The 13,989-nt window shown below is 38.6% G+C and carries 14 protein-coding genes, 2 tRNA genes and 1 pseudogene; 12 read left to right on the top strand and 5 right to left on the bottom strand.

Translation table 11 applies throughout. From position 1 onward, the window contains the following. Positions 1-43: 43 nt before the first annotated feature. Together ACNI3T_RS04020 and ACNI3T_RS04015 are read right to left on the bottom strand one after the other, a co-directional pair. Entirely contained in the window at positions 44-1,555 is a 1,512-nt protein-coding gene (locus ACNI3T_RS04020; protein WP_418226722.1) for an OmpP1/FadL family transporter, read from the bottom strand. Between the two features lie 69 nt (positions 1,556-1,624). After that, positions 1,625-2,767: a hypothetical protein gene (locus tag ACNI3T_RS04015; RefSeq protein ID WP_418226721.1), complete on the bottom strand. Its 1,143-nt coding sequence runs from the start codon at positions 2,765-2,767 to the stop codon at positions 1,625-1,627. 106 nt (positions 2,768-2,873) lie between these two features. On the opposite strand from ACNI3T_RS04015, the gene proS reads away from it, so the two are divergent. From proS to rpsT, 4 genes are all read left to right on the top strand, one after another. Continuing rightward, positions 2,874-4,352: a proline--tRNA ligase gene (proS, locus tag ACNI3T_RS04010; RefSeq protein ID WP_418226720.1), complete on the top strand. Its 1,479-nt coding sequence runs from the start codon at positions 2,874-2,876 to the stop codon at positions 4,350-4,352. 77 nt (positions 4,353-4,429) lie between these two features. Next, positions 4,430-4,501, top strand: a tRNA-Glu gene (locus tag ACNI3T_RS04005). Positions 4,502-4,567: 66 nt separating this feature from the next. After that, positions 4,568-4,639: transfer RNA gene (locus tag ACNI3T_RS04000), tRNA-Glu, on the top strand. Positions 4,640-4,669: 30 nt separating this feature from the next. Continuing rightward, positions 4,670-4,918 carry a 30S ribosomal protein S20 gene (gene rpsT, locus ACNI3T_RS03995; protein WP_026915233.1) on the top strand — a complete coding sequence of 83 codons (249 nt, stop codon included), beginning with the start codon at positions 4,670-4,672 and terminating at the stop codon, positions 4,916-4,918. A 78-nt stretch (positions 4,919-4,996) separates the two neighbouring features. On the opposite strand, the gene ACNI3T_RS03990 is transcribed toward rpsT, so the two are convergent. Continuing rightward, positions 4,997-5,911, bottom strand: a complete 915-nt coding sequence (locus ACNI3T_RS03990; RefSeq protein ID WP_322302009.1) for a glutaminase — start codon at positions 5,909-5,911, stop codon at positions 4,997-4,999. A gap of 1 nt (position 5,912) precedes the next feature. Then, positions 5,913-6,617 carry a dipeptidase PepE gene (pepE, locus tag ACNI3T_RS03985; protein ID WP_418226719.1) on the bottom strand — a complete coding sequence of 235 codons (705 nt, stop codon included), beginning with the start codon at positions 6,615-6,617 and terminating at the stop codon, positions 5,913-5,915. 115 nt (positions 6,618-6,732) lie between these two features. Here pepE and ACNI3T_RS03980 point away from each other — a divergent pair, with 115 nt between their 5' ends. The 7 genes from ACNI3T_RS03980 to ACNI3T_RS03950 all read left to right on the top strand — a co-directional run bounded on the left by ACNI3T_RS03980 (position 6,733) and on the right by ACNI3T_RS03950 (position 13,051). After that, positions 6,733-7,548: a carboxypeptidase-like regulatory domain-containing protein gene (locus ACNI3T_RS03980; RefSeq protein ID WP_418226718.1), complete on the top strand. Its 816-nt coding sequence runs from the start codon at positions 6,733-6,735 to the stop codon at positions 7,546-7,548. Beyond that, complete coding sequence (locus tag ACNI3T_RS03975) at positions 7,541-8,311, top strand: hypothetical protein (RefSeq protein ID WP_418226717.1); 771 nt, start codon at positions 7,541-7,543, stop codon at positions 8,309-8,311. The genes ACNI3T_RS03980 and ACNI3T_RS03975 overlap by 8 nt, the downstream gene beginning before the upstream one ends. A gap of 22 nt (positions 8,312-8,333) precedes the next feature. Then, a complete protein-coding gene (locus ACNI3T_RS03970) occupies positions 8,334-9,161 on the top strand; it encodes a peptidase associated/transthyretin-like domain-containing protein (RefSeq protein WP_418226716.1) in 828 nt (275 codons plus the stop codon). A gap of 99 nt (positions 9,162-9,260) precedes the next feature. Further along, entirely contained in the window at positions 9,261-9,761 is a 501-nt protein-coding gene (locus ACNI3T_RS03965; RefSeq protein ID WP_418226715.1) for a DUF6702 family protein, read from the top strand. A 61-nt stretch (positions 9,762-9,822) separates the two neighbouring features. Next, positions 9,823-12,120, top strand: coding sequence for a M1 family metallopeptidase (locus tag ACNI3T_RS03960; RefSeq protein ID WP_418226714.1), 2,298 nt, complete (start codon positions 9,823-9,825; stop codon positions 12,118-12,120). An 81-nt stretch (positions 12,121-12,201) separates the two neighbouring features. Next, positions 12,202-12,483 (top strand): Sec-independent protein translocase subunit TatA/TatB, encoded by a 282-nt coding sequence (locus tag ACNI3T_RS03955; RefSeq protein ID WP_418226713.1) that lies wholly within the window; start codon positions 12,202-12,204, stop codon positions 12,481-12,483. A gap of 10 nt (positions 12,484-12,493) precedes the next feature. After that, positions 12,494-13,051 (top strand): phosphatase PAP2 family protein, encoded by a 558-nt coding sequence (locus tag ACNI3T_RS03950; RefSeq protein ID WP_418226712.1) that lies wholly within the window; start codon positions 12,494-12,496, stop codon positions 13,049-13,051. On the opposite strand, the gene ACNI3T_RS03945 is transcribed toward ACNI3T_RS03950, so the two are convergent. Beyond that, entirely contained in the window at positions 13,052-13,693 is a 642-nt protein-coding gene (locus ACNI3T_RS03945; RefSeq protein ID WP_322302017.1) for an O-methyltransferase, read from the bottom strand. Between the two features lie 92 nt (positions 13,694-13,785). Here ACNI3T_RS03945 and ACNI3T_RS03940 point away from each other — a divergent pair. Next, positions 13,786-13,989: pseudogene (locus ACNI3T_RS03940) on the top strand (kynureninase); the annotation flags it as partial.

Raw genomic sequence — 13,989 nt, 5'->3', positions numbered from 1 at the left:
TCTTAAGACCAGCTCTTTTTCCGCATAGAATATTTTAATGATTTTACAAGCCTATAGTTAGAGTTGCCACAAATTGAGATAGATCTCTGTCTAAACTAACAGGATTAAGAACACCAGAATTAAGTGGGCGAATCTGCTCTTCGTAATTTGAAGTTTCATAAGCTATATCCAGGTTTACAGATCCAAAGTTATAACCTAAACCAGCACTGTAACCATTGAGATCACTACGAATCTCTTCATTCTCAAACGGACTGGCTTCATAGCGATATCCAGCTCTAAAACTTAATGCCTTCAGCCGGTATTCTCCACCAACTTTGAAAGCAGGTGCCATCTTCATTGTTTCAGATATAGCATCGTTTAAATTTTGGAAAAACAGATCGTTCTTTGGTTTAAACTGAACGTTACCATAATCGGTTAGACTTAGATCTCCACTTATTAATCCACTTTTTCCGAATAGAAAGGCGACGCTACCAGTATGAGTAGAAGGAGTTTGAAAATTATATTCGGGATAAACATTGATAATATTTGGAGAAACACTAACGAATTCACCTGTACTGCTGTAGGTTTCCAAATATTGCGAAGTCTCCTCAAACATGTTAAACCAGGTAGGTGATTGGTAGGTGTAACCAAGTCTTACATAATCACCAGCTTTTGCAATAGCACCTAATTGAAAACTAAAACCATCTCCATTAGTGCGTAGATTGTTTCCGAAATCAATTCTGGAAGTAGCATTGGGATCATTTGAAGTATTGGAATGCAGTTCAGAGATCTCTGTGAACTTATCGTAGTTAATAAAATGACTATTCAAATTTAGACCAAGATATAACCAATCTTCGTACTGAGTTGCGATATTAAAGCTCAATTTCCCATTAAGTCCGGTTGTATTGTAACGGTATTGCTGATCAAAGCTCCCGTCTTCTACAAGAGAAAAATACTCAGTATTATTGGGGTTGTCCTGGCTGGCTTCTATGACATAGCCCTGGTAACCTAAAAAGGCCTGTTGTTCATCAAAACCAAAGTTTTCTCCAAGGAAAGAATACAGATCGGCTATACTCTCATCATCTCTAAGCTGAAGCTGGTCCAGTGGAATTCCGTTAGCTTTTTGAAGAAAGTAGGTATCTACAGATTGACGGGATATCCCGCCGGTAACAAAATTATTATCAAAATTCGAGGTTGTATTAAAATTGAGACCAAGACTGAATTTACTTAGCTTTTTGTCTGAGCTTCCCTGGAAAACAAAAACTCCACCAACATTTCCTAAATCGATCTCGTCACTCTTGGAATATGAAGTGCTACCATGATACCTGAGATTATCATCTGTATTTCTGGATTTCAAACTAATAGTTGCAATGCTATTCAGGAAAACTGCAGATGAAGCGGGGTTGCTGGAGATTGCTGAAATATCTCCACCCAAAGCTCCAAACGCACCACTCATTCCTATATATCTTGCAGTTCCGTTAAGTTCTGATCTGGAGTATCGATAAGCATCATCAATACTCTGTGACCATAAATTTCCTGCAAAAGCTAACAGGAATATTAGAAATATCTTATTCATTTTGTATACTATAAAGGATAAAAAAAGCCTTGCTAAAATTAATTAACAAGGCTTAAATATTTTGAAATTTTATCTTCCGCCTCTACCGCCGCGAGAGGTTCTACTAGAACCACTGGATGAGCTACGGCTTGAGCTTCCGGAACTTCTGGATGAGCTACTAGAACTACGAACACTTCTACTATTAGACGAACTTCTTCTAGAAGGCGAAGTAGTTTGTGTTGATCTGCTACTACTAGATCTCGTAGATCTATAAACCGGACTGGAAGTTCTTGTATTCGAAGTATTGTAGTATCCACTTCTTTCAGTTCTTCTACTAGTACGTGAATATACATTGTTGCGATCGTAACCATCACTGGTACCTCTCGCTCTAGATCTGGATCGAGCAGCATCTGCCTGAGCACTTCTAATACTTCTTATGCTTTGCGAATAACCGCTTCTTCTGTCATTGGATGATCTATAATCATTAGTATTCCTTCTTCCGCGATTATAGGCAACATTACCATACCTGTCTTGATAACCATGCCTGTTATGATAAGGATAGATTCCGTATCCATACCATCCATGATTAAAGAACCATGGGTTTCCAAAACCAATATTATATCCATAGTTCCAGCCATAACCAAACCCGCCATAACCCCAGGGTCCATCAAATCCACCATAACCCCAAGGTCCGCCAAATGCCCATCTGCCAAATCCTCTCTGAACATAAGGATTAAAGAAGGGATCATAAAATGGGTCGTAAAAAGTTAAATACGGATTAACTACTCCATATCCCCAACCTAAGGGTCTTCCAAATCCAAATCCAAAGCCTGGACCATTATTTATAATATTTACGGTGTAAGTATCCGGATCATTACCCCATGGTGCATTCCCTCCAACATAAGCTACATCTCCACCAACTTCAGAATAATTATCATATCCATCATTAGAAGAATAACTGTCTACATCTGTGAAAACATCACTCTCAAGTAGTTCGCCAACCATTTCAGATTGCTGGGCAAACATGTTTTTATAATAAGTGTTCTGATTATTCGGTTTTACCTGGGTTTGCTCGTTTTCTGCCTGTTCCCATATTCCTGGTCTGGATTCCCCATAAATCCCATCAGTTTCATATCCAGAATACTGGTAAGATGAACATGCTCCAAGACTTAAAATTATAGCAGGAAGAAACAGCAGTTTTAGCCGGTTTCGTAAGAGGTAGTAAGTTTTCATCGGTTATTCTTTTTATTGTTGGGCATTCTAAAAATGGTTAGTTTTGCCCGAACGGTTAGTACTTGACTAACCTTAAAGACACAAGTTTTGTGCCAAATTACAAACTATGGGTAAGAAGTTAACAAGCAGGAGCGAAGATTATTCAAAATGGTATAACGAATTGGTGGTCAGGGCAGATCTGGCTGAGAATTCAGCAGTTAGAGGCTGTATGGTTATCAAGCCCTATGGATATGCGATCTGGGAGAAAATGCAGGCCGAATTGGATAGAATGTTTAAAGAAACAGGACATCAGAACGCTTACTTTCCGCTTTTTGTACCTAAAAGTCTGTTTGAAGCAGAAGAAAAGAATGCTGAAGGTTTTGCCAAAGAATGTGCTGTCGTTACTCATTATAGATTAATGAACGATGAAGATAATCCTGGTAAATTAAAAGTAGATCCAAATGCAAAACTTGAAGAAGAGCTCGTTGTAAGGCCAACTTCAGAAGCGATCATTTGGAATACTTATAAAAACTGGATCCAGTCTTATAGAGATTTGCCTATAAAGATCAACCAATGGGCTAACGTGGTTCGATGGGAGATGAGAACCCGCTTGTTTCTAAGAACTGCTGAGTTTCTATGGCAAGAAGGTCATACCGCGCACGCAACCAAGGCTGAAGCGCTTGAAGAGACTGAATTGATGAATAATATTTATGCTGAATTTGCCGAAAACTTCATGGCAATTCCAGTGATAAAAGGTGCGAAAACTGAAAACGAACGTTTTGCGGGGGCGTTAGAGACTTATTGTATAGAAGCTCTTATGCAGGATGGAAAGGCTTTACAGGCTGGGACCTCTCACTTTTTAGGTCAAAATTTTGCGAAAGCATTTGATGTGAAATACGCTACTAAGGAAGGTGGTTTAGAGCATGTATGGGCAACGAGCTGGGGTGTTTCTACAAGGTTGATGGGAGCATTGATTATGACCCACAGTGATGATCATGGTCTGGTTTTACCTCCAAAACTGGCTCCCACGCAAGTTGTGATCGTTCCAATATATAAGGGAGAAGAGCAATTAGTTCAAATTTCAGAAGTTGCAGATGAGTTGGTTAAAGATCTAAGAGCAGCAGGGGTATCTGTAAAGTTCGATAATAATGATAATCAGAAACCAGGTTGGAAATTCGCTCAGTATGAATTACAGGGAGTTCCATTAAGAATTGCAATTGGTCCTAAAGATCTGGAGAAAGGTACGGTTGAACTTGCCAGAAGAGATACGTTGTCAAAAGAATTCATGAACAGAGATGAGGTAGTAGGTAAGATTCCTGCATTATTGAATGAAATTCAGGAAACTCTACATACTAAGGCTAAGAACTTCCGGGATACTCATATTACCGAGGTAGAGACTTTTGATGAATTTAAAAAGCAATTAAAAGATAAGGGAGGTTTTATATCGGCACACTGGGATGGTAGCCCGGAAACTGAAAATAAGATCAAAGAACTTACGAAAGCTACTATTAGATGTATTCCTTTTGACAGGAAAGAGGAAGCCGGAAATTGCGTTTTGACCGGTAATCCATCTGAAGGAAGAGTGCTTTTTGCAAAAGCCTATTAAAAAATTTAAAAATTTTTGTAGAACATTTGCGGCATTCCAAAAAAGTTGTATTTTTGCATCCGCATTTGAAACAAAATGGTCCGTTCGTCTAGGGGTTAGGACGCCAGGTTTTCATCCTGGTAACAGGGGTTCGATTCCCCTACGGACTACTAAAGAAACATCGCAGTGATGTTTTGATAATAGCAACTTGAAAGTTGCGCTTTGAAATAGATAATGGTCCGTTCGTCTAGGGGTTAGGACGCCAGGTTTTCATCCTGGTAACAGGGGTTCGATTCCCCTACGGACTACTTTTAAAACTTATTTAAATAATAATTGTAATGGCAAATCATAAGTCAGCGTTGAAGAGGATTCGTAGCAATGAGACTAAGCGTCTTAGAAATCGCTACCAGCATAAAACTACAAGAAACGCGATCAAGAAATTGCGTGAGGCCGATAAGAAAGAGGCTGAGGCTATGTTGCCTTCTGTAATTTCTATGATAGATAAATTGGCTAAGAAAAATATCATTCATGATAATAAGGCTGCTAACCTAAAGTCTAACATGGCTAAGCACGTTGCAGCACTATAATTTTAGCAGTGTTCAATTCATAAAAAAATGCTTTTCGATCTTCGGAAAGCATTTTTTTGTGCATTAAACTTAAATTCTCTAAAAAACAGAAACTCCAGTAAGGGTGGTTAGTCTTTCCAACGCTTTCATTCCTAATTCTGAATTTCCTTTTTCATTAAGTATAGGGCTCCAGACGGCTACAGAGTAATTCTCTGGGTGTATGGCTACAATGCCACCGCCCACGCCACTTTTTCCAGGTAACCCTACCTGAAAACTAAATTCACCCGCTTCATCATAAAAGCCGCAGGTTTGCATTAAGGCATTAATACGCTTTACTGTTTTCGGTTTCAGAATTTTCTTATCGGTTTCCAGGATGCGCCCTCTGTTGGCAAATAGCATAAAAGCTTTTGAAAGTTGCTCGCAGGTCATGGCAAGCGAACATTGGTGAAAATAAAAGTCTACAATAGGTTGTACATCACACTTAATGTTTCCAAGAGCCTTTATATAATTTACTAAAGCAACATTCCTGTATCCAGTTGCCTGTTCTGATGCAGCTACGGTTTCATCGTAATGAATATCGTCGTCACCTGTAATCTCGCGTACGAAATCTAGTAGTTCCTGCTTTGGGTCTTTTAATTGATCTACCAGAATATCTGAAATTACCAGTGCGCCAGCATTGATAAATGGATTTCTGGGGATTCCACTTTCGTATTCAAGCTGAGTAAGACTGTTAAAAGGATCACCTGAAGGTTCAACATCAACACGATCCCATAGATCTTCTCCCATCAAACGCATACCCATCGCCAAAGTGAAGACCTTAGAGATACTCTGAATCGAAAACTTCTCTTTGCTATCTCCAAAATTGAAATTTTGATTATCTCCACAATAAACGTGCATTCCAAACTTGCGTCGATCTACCTTGGCAAGTTCAGGAATATAGGATGCGACTTTCCCAGAAACATCCCGGTAGCTCATCTCATCGTATATCGTATCTAAAATTTTCTGGTATTCCATATTAATTAAGGTCGCTAAGATCTGATTCTGTTTCTATTTCGAAAGGTACCTTATCCTTCTTGAAGATTCTGGCAGTGAGATCCCCTTTTAACGTAACTTTATTATCACTTAACTCCAGCCAGCTTCCCTCTCTAAGTCCCACTACTGGCGGTGAATTAAGATTATGAAATTCTTTAATTCGTGTTTCGCGGGTTTCTCCTTTATGCTTTGTGTTCAGATCTGGATCTAGATAATGCGGATTAATATTAAAAGGAACTAGACCTAAAGTCTGAAAGGAAGGAGGGTAAACAATTGGCATGTCATTAGTAGTTTGCATACTTAAGCCACCAATATTGGTTCCGGCACTTGTTCCCATATAAGGAGTTCCACTTTTTATCTTTTGCTTCAATACGGCCATCACCCGATTTCTGTATAATTCTGAAACCAGTAAAAACGTATTACCACCTCCGGTGAAAACGCCTTCAGCATTCTGGATGGCTTTTTCAGGATCTTCGAATTCATGAATACCTTTTATTAGAATATCAGCTTTTGCAAAAGCATCCTTTGCTCGTAATGTATACTCATCTAAAGATATTCCGCCTGGTCTGGCGTAAGGAATAAATATGACTTCCGGTACATCCTTATAAAGTTTGGGTAAATGCGGAATCAAGTATTCAAGATAGTCCTGAGAATGTAGGGTAGAGGTGCTGGCTAGTATTGCGTTCATATACCTTTTTAAGGTAAAAATAAAGAATCGAATACGTTAACAAAAGTTTACAGAGTTAATAAAGGCTAATTTTAGTTTTGGAACGTTATGATTAAACCGAAACCAACTAACCAACTTGAAAATTACTTTTTGTAGTAGTATGAGATACCTGCTATTGCTCTTCTTTCTGGGCTTTAGTCTGAATTGCATTGCACAGGATCCCGCAATGATCAGCGGTAGAATTCTAGCTGGAACCCGGCCACTGTCAGGTGTTCACGTAATTAATATTAATTCCAGGACCGGTACTACTTCAGATGATTCGGGAATTTTCAAAATTTCTGTACGCCAGAGCGATATTCTTTTATTTACTTCTGTACAGTTCGAAAAAATAGAAATAGAGGTTTCCGAAGAACATTTGAGGACCGGATCTATCGAAGTCATCGTCACAGATGCCAATAGACTGGAAGAAGTTGAAGTCGGTAAAAAGCAACTTAGCGGTTACCTTAACAACGATCTCAACCAAATAGAATATTTCGATAGAGATCAATATCATATTCCGCATCCAGAGAGAAAACTTACTCCTAACGAATTGAGGCTTTATACTGCGAGCGAAGGTATTACGAGCCGGTGGTCATACATTGGGATTCTTCTGGGCGGTGTATCACTCGATGTTTTAATAAACGATATCAATGGGAAAACCAAATACCTCCGGGAGATGATAGAACTGGACGAACTACAAGTGAAAGTGCAGGCGGCTATCGATCTCTTCGGAAGGGAATTTTTCAACGAACACTTAGATCTGTACGGCGACGAGATTATCAACTTTATCTACTATTCTTTTGAAGATGAAGATTTCAGTTTGATGTATGAACATAGAAAAGAGCTTGAAATGATCGAATATTTTCAAAATAATATTGTTGAATTCCGAAGAATGAGAACTCAGGATGAATAGAAGTAAAAGAAAAATTACGATGTATGCTCTGCTGGTTTTTCTTGTAGGCATTGCTTCCGAAGTAACAGCACAGGAAAGAGAAATTGTTTCAGGTATAATTGTTAGTGACAGTATCATTGATAAAAGCGGAGTTCACGTTATTAATATTACTGCGGAAAAAGGCACCGTGACCAATGAAAAGGGTGAGTTTGATATGATGCTGAAGTTAGGTGACAGTATTTATTTCTCATCGGTACAATTCGAGAATGAATTTAAAGTGATTGGAGAACAGCAGCTGAAGAATGGCTGGACCAAACTTTTATATGCTAAAATGAATGAACTTGCTGAAGTTCAGCTCGATAATATTAAACTTTCGGGAGTGCTTGATCAGGATATCACCAGGATGCCTAAAAGTATTTACGAAAAACTCGGCATTCCCTTTCCCAAACCCAGGCGAACAAGCCTTGAACTCGCCATGCAGGCAAATACGAATGACCCGGTTTCACAGGTAATCAATATGCTTAATGGGACTACCAAGCAACTAAAAAAGGCTGAAGAGAATGCGGAATTAACCAAGCTCGTCAATCGTGCAAGAGGTCGTATGCAGGAAGCTTATTTCGTAAACGGATTAGGATTACCTGAAAATGAGGTCGTCAATTTCCTTTATTACTGCGTCAATTTCCCCACCTTTGAAGCTCTGCTTGATGAGACAAAAATATTCGAACTCATGGAATTTTTTGAAGAGAAACTCCCGGAATTTAAATCAAGAAGGCAGCTTGAATAATACTATTCCTAAATCCTGAACGTTGAAGTACGACACTAGAATACATATGTTATATAAATACCTGGGCGCCGTTTTAATTTTTTTCTTATTCTCTATTAATCTGGAAGCACAGGAAACGGCCATGCTTAAAGGGAAAATTGTTTCTGAAAATAAAGATTTTCAGAATGTTCATATTGTAAACCTTACTCAGGAAACCGGAACTACCAGTGATGTAAAAGGGGAATTTTTTATTGGTGCTGCAATTAATGATAGTCTCTTTATTTCCTCGGTTCAGTTTCAGAATAGAACAATAGTTGTACGTCAGAATATGATCGAAAGCGGACAAATTAAGATCGAGCTTTACGAAGCCATGAACGAACTTTCTGAAGTTTTTATAGACGATATTGAGCTAAGCGGTTACCTCGCAAATGATCTTAATTTAATTTCCATCAAGGAAGTGGAGACCAAAAATAGGTTACAACAGAATCTTGATGACTTCATACGGAAAGACAGGGAACTCAATCCCTATTACCAGCCTAGTATGACCGAAGGTATTCGAATCGATAAAATTGCCATGGCTATTGCTGAGAAGCTATCCAGAAATAAGGAGACTCCGATAGTTTATAGTCCGAAGGAACTTGCCAATCTTAGTCTGAAAATAGTAGGAGAGGAGTTCTTTAGAAAAGATCTTGATCTTGATGCGAATGAAATTTGCAACTTCCTTCTATACTGTGATAGAGATCATAATTTCGAGAATTTGGTTCTTGATAATAATGCGCTGGTTTTAATTGAATATTTTGAAACCAGGATCGAATCCTTCAGAAAACTTAGAGCTGAAAACCTCAACTCAGGAAGACAGCTTCCTGGCTAAATCCTCTAATTAAACCATTTACTTATTTCAAAGTCTAAAAGCTGACTGCTCAATCTCTATGGATGGCGCAGTAATTGTTTTATCTTCGGAAAAAAATATATGAAAAACCTCATTTTGAGTCTATGTTGCTTCTTTATATTCAGCTCCTTCAGCAGTGAAGATCATGAGACCTACTTAAGTGTTACAGAAATTGAATACCGACAGGATAGCAAGTCGGTGCAGGTGATCTCCAGGGTGTTTATCGATGATATGGAAGATGTACTTACCAAACGTTTTGGTAAAGAGGTTAGCCTTGCCTATAAAAAGGATCTTTCAGCCAATAAGGGTCTTCTCGAAAAATACTATTCAAAAAAATTAAGTATCAAAGTAAAGAATCAGGATATTCCATTGAAATTACTGGGAAGCAAATTTGATGCTGATCAAATTGTCTTATTTCTGGAAGGTAACAATGTAGAAAGCTTCAAAACCGTAGTAGTGGAAAACCTTGTGCTTACAGATCTATTCGATACACAAAAAAATATTGTTCATGTGAAGAATGGTGATGTAATCGAAAGTATGCTGCTGGTGAAAGCGAAAGGTAGTGATACAGTTAATTTCTGAAAACTTTTTCATTGACGTATAATATCTTATTTTTAGCAACCTATAAATTAAAATTTAGTAAATGAAGCGATTAAAATTGTTGACCTCCGTGTTCATGATGTTTGTCTTTGCAGGTATCAACGCACAGGAAACTGAACAAAAGGAGCCACGGCAGCAAGGCCATACCAATCAAAACAAATTCCGGCAAATGTACCAGGAAATGGCAACTCCAAATCAGTATAGAACTGCCTCTGGAGCTCCTGGACCAGCGTATTACCAGAACGAGGCAGATTACAAAATGGATATCGTTCTTGACGATAAGAACTCTGTGCTTACGGGTGAGGAAACTATCACCTACCATAATAATTCTCCACAGGACCTGGAATACCTATGGGTTCAATTAGACCAGAACATCAGGAAAAAAGATGCGCCTCAAAAAGATGGAGATGGATTGGCTCCGGTTGCAACTGCTGCTGGTTTCGCTAATAAATATCTGGAAACTCCTTTTGATGGTGGTTTCGACATTAAAGAAGTTTCTGCGAATGGATCAGATCTTAAATATACGATCAACCAGACTATGATGCGAGTTGATCTTCCAAAGCCTTTAAAGGCTGGGGAGACTTATACGTTCGATATCAAATGGTCTTACAATGTGAATAACCACGTAACCAATCGTGCGCGTTCAGGATATGAGTTCTTTCCTGAGGATGGCAACAAGGCTTATGTGATTGCTCAGTTCTTCCCGAGAATGGCGGTTTACAACGATGTTGAAGGTTGGCAGAACTACCAGTTCTGGGGGAATGGTGAATTTGCACTTCCTTTTGGGGATTATGAGGTAAATATTACTGTACCTGCAGATCATATCATGGAAGCTACAGGTGAACTTCAGAATAGAAAAGAAGTTTATTCTAAAGAAATGATGAAGCGTTATGAGCAGGCTAAGAAAAGTTACGACAAGCCGGTAATGATTGTAACTCAGGAAGAGGCTGAAAAGGCTGAAAAGAACTTTTCAGAAAAAACTAAAACCTGGACTTACAAAGCAGATATGGTTCGTGATTTCGCTTTTTCAACTTCAAGAAAGTTCATTCTCGATATGATGGCGGTAGACGTGATGGGTAAAGATGTTATGGCTGTTTCAGTTTATCCTAAAGAAGGGAATCCTCTTTGGGAAGAATGGTCTACTAAAGCGGTTGCTGCAACCCTAGAAAGCTACTCAGAACATACTTTCCAGTATCCTTATCACAAGGCAGTTTCTGTTCATGCTAAGAATCAAGGGATGGAATATCCAATGATTTGCTGGAACTATGGGCGTCCTGATGAGAATGGTAATTATAGTGACCGTACTAAATTCGGGATGATAAGTGTGATTATTCACGAAGTTGGACATAACTTTTTTCCAATGATTGTAAATTCTGATGAAAGACAATGGGGTTGGATGGACGAAGGTATCAACACCTTTGTTCAGTATGTTGCAGAACAGGAATTTGGGAAAAAGCATCCGGAAGCTATTGCACCAGAATCAAATTATCCTTCTAGAAGAGGAGCGCCAAGTAAGATCGTTCCTTATATGAAAGGAAACCAGGACTATATTTCTCCAATTATGTCCAATCCGGAGCAAGTTTATCAATTAGGGAATAATGCTTATGGTAAACCGGCTACTGCGTTGAATATTCTTCGGGAAACAGTGATGGGTAGAGAATTATTTGACTACGCATTTGCTACTTATTCTAAAAGATGGATGTTCAAGCATCCAACTCCGGAGGATTTCTTCAGAACGATGGAAGATGCTTCAGGCGTAGATCTTGACTGGTTCTGGAGAGGATGGTTCTATACTACAGATAATGTAGATATTGGGATTAAGGATGTTCAGAAGTATTACGTAACAGACAATCCTACTGAAGCCGGTAGAGAAATGCTAAAGAGATATGGAACAACTCCTGAAGAAACTAAAGCACTTTATGTAGTTTCCGAAGATGATGAAGCCTTTTCAGAAGAGATGAAAGGTAAATCCTTAATGGAAAATTCTGAAACTTTACAGGCTTACGTGATGGATAACTTTAGCGAGGAAGAGCGTAAAAATCTTCAGGCGCCTAAGTATTTCTACCAGGTGACTTTTGAAAAACCAGGTGGTTTGGTAATGCCTATCATTGTAGAATTGACCTACGAAGATGGGACTTCAGAAAAAGTTACTTATCCGGTTCAAATCTGGAGAAAGAATGATAGTAATGTAAGCAAGGTAATTCCTTCTAATAAAGAGATTACTAAGATCACATTGGACCCAGATCTTGAAACAGCAGATGTGGATGTGAACAATAACAGCTGGCCTAAGAATGAAAATAAAAGTGAGTTCGATGAATATAAAGATTCCGCTCAGGACTAGGTTTTAAGCTAATAATATTTAAGCCGACTTTAACGAGTCGGCTTTTTTTATGCTTAGATTTGTATATATATTTGTTTTACTATGCATATGTTACCATTATTTATTAGCGGAGCTGAGATAGGCTTTATTTTGTTCATCCTGGTGATGGTTTTTGGAGCTGATAAAATTCCTGATATTGCCAAAGGGCTGGGTAAGGGAATGAAAGCGGTAAAAAACGCATCTAATGATATTAAAACTGAAATTCAGCGAAGCGCTGAAAAACAAGGCATAGATACAGACTTCACGAAAGACGTTCGGGGCGAGATTGACAAGGTTAAGGAGGATATCGATGATATCACAGGTTCTGTTCGTCGTAAGCTATAATATGTAATCGATGTGGGACCAGATCGAAGAATGGGACAGGCAACTATTTGTATACCTGAACAACCTTGGAATAGAAAAGTATGATACTTTTTGGATCTTCGTTACCAATCCGGCACACTGGATCCCGGTTTTTATAGTTTTCTTTCTACTTTTCTTTATAGCATTTCACTGGAAAAAAGGACTTTTCACCAGTTTATTTCTACTACTAACTGTGGCTGTCACCTATGGTTTTACGAATCTGGTTAAAGCTCTGGCTGTGCGTAACAGGCCTAATAATACACCTGAATTAGCAGAACTTATTAGAATATTACAGGAGCCAACCAATTATAGTTTCTTTTCTGGTCATGCTTCAACTTCTTTTGCTGCAACAACCTTTATTGTTCTCGCACTGAGCAAATGGAGTAAATGGATATATCTTGCTTATATCTTGCCATTCCTTTTCGTAATGAGCAGGATCTATGTGGGAGTTCATTTTCCAGGCGATATCATCGTAGGGATGATCGTTGGAATCATAATGGCCTTTCTCTTCTTTAGTCTCTATAACCGAGCAGGAACCAGGATTTATTAGCTATTTAACTCTTGAAAGTGTGAGACCGTCACGAATTGGCAGGATCACAGTTTCTACCCGCGGATCCTCATTTAAGAGGGCATTGTATTCCAGTAGAGCCTTTGTAGAGAGGTCGTCTTTTTTAAGTTCTTCCACAACCTTACCACTCCATAGAACATTATCTGAAAGTATAATTCCACCGCTCTTCATTTTATCAATAATAAGCTCGAAATACTTCGGGTAGTTAGGTTTATCAGCATCAATAAATACCAGATCAAAATTTTCTTCAATATTGGGAATGATCTCTGTGGCATCACCAATATGCTGTACGATTCTATCGCTATATGGCGAAGCCTGAAAATGTTTCTTCTGAAAGTCTTCCAGTTCTTCATTTATATCTATCGTATGCAAGATTCCATCCTCTTTAAGACCTTCAGCCAGGCAAAGGGCAGAATAACCTGTATATGTACCAATTTCCAGTATAGATCGAGGATTTTTCATTTTGGAAAGTAAACTTAAAACCCTGCCCTGGTAATGACCACTTAGCATTCTGGGCTGCATAACCTTCTGGTTGGTTTCGCGATTTAATTTTTCCAGATGTTGAGGTTCTGGTTGAGAATGTGCTACTATATACTCGTCTATATTTTCTGGTAGGAAATGCATATTCAAAATTTGGGTAAAAATATGGATTTTCTCTTTCCTGCGGGTCCCGAAGTATTGAAAACGAAATTGTATTTTTACAAAAAACACAAGTTATGAAATTTGAAAATTCACTGGAATTTGCTCAGCGCCTGGATAAGGAAGATGAACTGTCAAATTACCGGAATGAATTTATCTTCCCGAAAATCAAAGGTAAGGACGCTATATATTTCGTCGGAAATTCATTGGGTCTGCAACCAAGATCTGCCAAAAAGTATGTAGATGATATCATGCAGGATTGGGCCGAATTGGGAGTTGAG

Source organism: Christiangramia qingdaonensis (assembly GCF_048381525.1).
Classification (GTDB): Bacteria; Bacteroidota; Bacteroidia; order Flavobacteriales; family Flavobacteriaceae; genus Christiangramia.
The sequence above is the reverse complement of the archived record's forward strand: the minus strand, read 5'-3'. Positions and strand labels throughout refer to the sequence as shown.

What these genes read in the sequence shown, in the direction of transcription:
- ACNI3T_RS03990 (WP_322302009.1), bottom strand. Translation starts at nt 5,911, where the DNA reads ATGGAATACCAGAAAATTTTAGATACGATATACGATGAGATGAGCTAC.
- ACNI3T_RS03945 (WP_322302017.1), bottom strand. Translation starts at nt 13,693, where the DNA reads ATGCATTTCCTACCAGAAAATATAGACGAGTATATAGTAGCACATTCT.
- ACNI3T_RS03950 (WP_418226712.1), top strand. Translation starts at nt 12,494, where the DNA reads ATGTGGGACCAGATCGAAGAATGGGACAGGCAACTATTTGTATACCTG.
- ACNI3T_RS03960 (WP_418226714.1), top strand. Translation starts at nt 9,823, where the DNA reads ATGAAGCGATTAAAATTGTTGACCTCCGTGTTCATGATGTTTGTCTTT.
- ACNI3T_RS04015 (WP_418226721.1), bottom strand. Translation starts at nt 2,767, where the DNA reads ATGAAAACTTACTACCTCTTACGAAACCGGCTAAAACTGCTGTTTCTT.
- ACNI3T_RS04020 (WP_418226722.1), bottom strand. Translation starts at nt 1,555, where the DNA reads ATGAATAAGATATTTCTAATATTCCTGTTAGCTTTTGCAGGAAATTTA.
- rpsT (WP_026915233.1), top strand. Translation starts at nt 4,670, where the DNA reads ATGGCAAATCATAAGTCAGCGTTGAAGAGGATTCGTAGCAATGAGACT.
- ACNI3T_RS03965 (WP_418226715.1), top strand. Translation starts at nt 9,261, where the DNA reads ATGAAAAACCTCATTTTGAGTCTATGTTGCTTCTTTATATTCAGCTCC.
- ACNI3T_RS03975 (WP_418226717.1), top strand. Translation starts at nt 7,541, where the DNA reads ATGAATAGAAGTAAAAGAAAAATTACGATGTATGCTCTGCTGGTTTTT.
- pepE (WP_418226719.1), bottom strand. Translation starts at nt 6,617, where the DNA reads ATGAACGCAATACTAGCCAGCACCTCTACCCTACATTCTCAGGACTAT.
- ACNI3T_RS03955 (WP_418226713.1), top strand. Translation starts at nt 12,202, where the DNA reads ATGCATATGTTACCATTATTTATTAGCGGAGCTGAGATAGGCTTTATT.
- proS (WP_418226720.1), top strand. Translation starts at nt 2,874, where the DNA reads ATGGGTAAGAAGTTAACAAGCAGGAGCGAAGATTATTCAAAATGGTAT.